At 64.7% G+C, this 4,931-nt stretch carries 4 protein-coding genes; all 4 read left to right on the top strand.

Going from position 1 to position 4,931, the window contains the following annotated elements:
• The coding region (locus tag F6S12_RS29660; protein ID WP_315869679.1) for a glycine cleavage T C-terminal barrel domain-containing protein at nt 1-1,867 on the top strand (1,867 nt) is incomplete at its 5' end.
• A gap of 133 nt (nt 1,868-2,000) precedes the next feature.
• Nucleotides 2,001-2,633, top strand: coding sequence for a sarcosine oxidase subunit gamma (locus tag F6S12_RS29665; RefSeq protein ID WP_011063900.1), 633 nt, complete (start codon nt 2,001-2,003; stop codon nt 2,631-2,633).
• Between the two features lie 156 nt (nt 2,634-2,789).
• Nucleotides 2,790-3,647 carry a formyltetrahydrofolate deformylase gene (gene purU / locus F6S12_RS29670; RefSeq protein ID WP_011063899.1) on the top strand — a complete coding sequence of 286 codons (858 nt, stop codon included), beginning with the start codon at nt 2,790-2,792 and terminating at the stop codon, nt 3,645-3,647.
• Between the two features lie 170 nt (nt 3,648-3,817).
• Nucleotides 3,818-4,931: formaldehyde dehydrogenase, glutathione-independent (gene fdhA / locus F6S12_RS29675; protein ID WP_315869680.1), on the top strand; the 1,114-nt coding region annotated here is incomplete at its 3' end.

Genomic DNA, 4,931 nt, shown 5'->3' on the forward strand with positions numbered 1-4,931 from the left:
GGCCCGTGGCAGCAAGCACGTGACCGGCGCGCGTGTAGCGGCCATCGACGTCAAGGCACACAAGGTCACCAGCCCCGGCGAATGGCTCGATTGCGACCTGATCGCCAGCTCCGGCGGCTACAGCCCGGTGGTGCACCTGGCTTCGCACCTGGGCGGCAAGCCGGTGTGGCGTGAAGACATCCTCGGTTTCGTGCCCGGTGAAGCGCCGCAGAAACGTGTGTGCGTCGGCGGTATCAACGGTGTCTACAGCCTCGGCGACACCCTGGCCGACGGTTTCGAAGGCGGTGTGCGCGCCGCCAGCGAAGCCGGCTTCCAGAGCGTCGAGGGCGTGTTGCCCAAGGCCCTGACTCGTCTTGAAGAACCGACCCTGGCGCTGTTCCAGGTGCCCCATGAAAAAGGCACGGCGCGTGCGCCGAAGCAATTCGTCGACCTGCAGAACGACGTCACCGCCGCCGCCATCGAACTGGCGACCCGCGAGGGCTTTGAGTCGGTGGAGCACGTCAAGCGCTACACCGCCCTGGGTTTCGGCACCGATCAGGGCAAGCTGGGCAACGTCAACGGCCTGGCCATTGCCGCCCGTTCGCTGAACGTCAGCATCCCGCAGATGGGCACCACCATGTTCCGCCCGAACTACACGCCGATCACCTTCGGCGCCGTGGCTGGCCGGCACTGCGGGCACATCTTCGAGCCGGTGCGCTTCACCGCGCTGCATGCCTGGCATGTGAAGAATGGCGCCGAGTTCGAAGACGTCGGCCAGTGGAAACGCCCCTGGTACTTCCCGAAAAACGGCGAAGACCTGCATGCCGCGGTCAAGCGCGAATGCCAGGCCGTGCGCGACAGCGTCGGCCTGCTGGACGCCTCGACCCTGGGCAAGATCGACATCCAGGGCCCCGATGCCCGGGAGTTCCTCAACCGCATCTACACCAACGCCTGGACCAAGCTCGACGTGGGCAAGGCCCGCTACGGCCTGATGTGCAAGGAAGACGGCATGGTCTTCGACGACGGCGTCACTGCCTGTCTGGCCGACAACCACTTCCTGATGACCACCACCACTGGCGGTGCGGCCCGCGTGCTGCAGTGGCTGGAGATCTACCAGCAGACCGAATGGCCGGACCTCAAGGTGTACTTCACCTCGGTCACCGACCACTGGGCCACCATGACCCTGTCTGGGCCCAACAGCCGCAAGCTGCTGAGCGAAGTCACCGACATCGACCTGGACAAGGACGGCTTCCCGTTCATGACCTGGAAGGAAGGCCTGGTGGGTGGCGTACCGGCGCGGGTGTTCCGTATCTCGTTCACCGGCGAGCTGTCCTACGAGGTCAACGTCCAGGCCGACTACGCCATGGGCGTGCTGGAGCAGATCGTCGAGGCCGGCAAGAAGTACAACCTGACCCCCTATGGCACCGAGACCATGCACGTGCTGCGGGCCGAGAAGGGCTTCATCATCGTCGGCCAGGACACCGACGGTTCCATGACCCCGGACGACCTGAACATGGGCTGGTGCGTGGGCCGGACCAAGCCATTCTCCTGGATCGGCTGGCGCGGCATGAACCGTGAAGACTGTGTGCGCGAGCAGCGCAAGCAACTGGTGGGCCTCAAGCCGATCGACCCGACCCAGTGGCTGCCGGAAGGTGCGCAACTGGTGTTCAACCCCAAGCAGGCGATCCCGATGAGCATGGTGGGCCACGTGACCTCCAGCTATGCCCACAACTCCCTGGGTTATTCCTTCGCCCTGGGTGTGGTCAAGGGGGGGCTCAAGCGCCTGGGCGAGCGGGTCTTCGCACCGCTGGCCGATGGCCGGGTGATCGAGGCGGAAATCGTTTCCTCGGTGTTCTTCGACCCCAAAGGCGACCGCCAGAACATCTAAGGCACAACACGCTCATGTAGGAGCTGGCTTGCCAGCGAAGGCGGCCTCAAGGCTGCCACAAGGCCCAAGGGCCTCTTCGCCGGCAAGCCGGCTCCTACAGGGTGTTATCAACAGAATTCAGGACAGGTGCTCTATGACCGCAGTCAACGTTTACCAACAGCGCCCCACCACCGGGGCCAAGGCCGAGTCGTCGTTGCACCACGCCGACCTGCCGAGCCTGGTGGGCAAGGGCCGCAAGAACGCCGGGGTGACCCTGCGCGAGAAAAAACTCCTCGGCCACCTGACGATCCGTGGCGACGGCCACGATCCGGCCTTCGCCGCCGGCGTGCACAAGGCCCTGGGCATCGAACTGCCGGGCGCCCTGAGCGTAGTGGTCAAGGGCGAGACCAGCCTGCAATGGCTGGGCCCGGATGAGTGGCTGCTGATCGTGCCCAGCGGCGAAGAGTTCGCCGCCGAGCAGAACCTGCGGGCCGCCCTGGGCGACCTGCATATCCAGATCGTCAACGTCAGCGGCGGCCAGCAGATTCTCGAATTGTCCGGGCCCAACGTGCGCCAGGTGCTGATGAAGTCCACCAGCTACGACGTGCACCCCAACAACTTCCCGGTGGGCAAGGCCGTGGGCACGGTGTTCGCCAAGTCGCAACTGGTGATCCGCCGTACCGGCGAAGACACCTGGGAGCTGCTGGTGCGCCGCAGCTTTTCCGATTACTGGTGGATGTGGCTGCAGGATGCCGCGGCCGAATATGGCCTGAGCGTCCAGGCCTGAGCCCAGCTTGGCCTGGTAGGAGCGAGCTGGCTCGCGAACTCGCGAAGGATGAATTTTCCGGAAGACCACAGCGCCCTTGGATTTTTCGCGAGCAAGCTCGCTCCTACAGAGAACCGACCGCGCTGCGGTTGCCCTAACGAACAGGAGTTATCCCGCATGAGCCGCGCCCCCGACACATGGATCCTCACCGCCGACTGCCCCAGCGTGCTCGGCACGGTGGACGCGGTGACCCGCTTTCTGTTCGAGCAGGGCTGCTACGTCACCGAGCACCATTCCTTCGATGACCGGCTCTCGGGCCGTTTCTTCATTCGCGTGGAGTTCCGCCAGCCCGATGGCCTGAACGAGCAGGGTTTTCGCGAGGGCCTGGCACAGCGGGCCAAGGCCTTCGAGATGAACTTCGAACTGACCGCGCCGCACTACCGGCCGAAGGTGGTGATCATGGTCTCCAAGGCCGACCACTGCCTCAACGACCTGCTCTACCGCCAGCGCATCGGCCAGTTGCCCATGGACGTGGTGGCGGTGGTGTCCAACCACCCGGACCTCAAGCCCCTGGCCGACTGGCACCAGATTCCCTACCACCACTTCCCCCTAGACCCCAACGACAAGCCGTCCCAGGAGCGTCAGGTGTGGCAGGTGATCGAGGACTCCGGCGCCGAACTGGTGATCCTTGCCCGCTACATGCAAGTGCTGTCGCCGGAGCTGTGCCGCAAGCTCGATGGCAAGGCCATCAACATCCACCACTCGCTGCTGCCGGGGTTCAAGGGCGCCAAGCCTTATCACCAGGCCTACAACAAGGGGGTGAAACTGGTGGGGGCCACGGCGCACTACATCAACAACGACCTGGACGAAGGCCCGATCATCGCCCAGGGCGTGGAGGTGGTGGACCACAGCTATTACCCCGAGGACCTGATCGCCAAGGGCCGGGATATCGAGGGCCTGACCCTGGCCCGGGCGGTGGGTTATCACATCGAGCGGCGGGTGTTCCTGAACGGCAACCGGACGGTGGTGCTCTGATGATTCCCGGGGCTGCTGCGCAGCCCTTCGCGAGCAAGCTCGCTCCTACAGGCGTTGCGCCTGTTCGCGCGAAAGCGATTTTGAAAACGAAACAGCATCTGTACCCGAGCAATCCACGTGTTTCCCCTTTGGGTTACGCGGTTCCATAACAACAACAGCGAGGTGAAAGCATGTCTGGTAATCGTGGTGTCGTGTATCTCGGCAGCGGCAAGGTCGAAGTACGGAAAATCGACTATCCAAAAATGCAGGACCCGCGTGGCAGGAAGATTGAGCACGGCGTCATCCTGCGCGTGGTCTCCACCAACATCTGCGGTTCGGACCAACACATGGTCCGTGGCCGTACCACCGCCCAGGTCGGCCTGGTGCTGGGCCATGAAATCACCGGCGAGGTGATCGAGAAGGGCAGTGACGTCGAGAACCTGAAGATCGGCGACCTGGTCTCGGTGCCCTTCAACGTGGCGTGCGGGCGCTGCCGCTCCTGCAAGGAACAGCACACCGGGGTCTGCCTGACCGTCAACCCGGCTCGCGCCGGCGGTGCCTATGGCTACGTCGACATGGGCGATTGGACCGGCGGCCAGGCCGAATACGTGCTGGTGCCTTACGCCGACTTCAACCTGCTGAAACTGCCGAACCGCGACAAGGCCATGGAGAAGATCCGCGACCTGACCTGCCTTTCCGACATCCTGCCCACCGGTTATCACGGCGCCGTCACCGCCGGTGTCGGCCCTGGCAGCACCGTCTACGTGGCCGGTGCCGGTCCGGTGGGCCTGGCGGCCGCTGCTTCGGCGCGCCTGCTGGGGGCCGCGGTGGTGATCGTCGGTGACGTCAACCCGGTACGCCTGGCCCACGCCAAGGCCCAGGGTTTTGAAATTGCCGACCTGTCCAAGGACACCCCGCTGCACGAGCAGATCGCCGATTTGCTGGGCGAGCCGGAAGTGGACTGCGCCGTGGACGCCGTGGGCTTCGAAGCCCGGGGCCACGGCCATGCCGGTGCCCAGCACGAAGCCCCGGCCACCGTGCTCAACTCCCTGATGGGCGTGGTGCGGGTGGCGGGCAAGATCGGTATCCCCGGCCTGTACGTCACCGAAGACCCGGGCGCCGTGGACGCCGCGGCGAAGATGGGCAGCCTGAGCATCCGCTTCGGCCTGGGCTGGGCCAAGTCCCATAGCTTCCACACCGGCCAGACCCCGGTGATGAAGTACAACCGCCAACTGATGCAGGCCATCATGTGGGACCGCATCAACATTGCCGACGTGGTAGGGGTTGAAGTCATCAGCCTCGACG

Source organism: Pseudomonas sp. JV245A, assembly GCF_032424515.1.
Taxonomy (GTDB): domain Bacteria; phylum Pseudomonadota; class Gammaproteobacteria; order Pseudomonadales; family Pseudomonadaceae; genus Aquipseudomonas; species Aquipseudomonas protegens.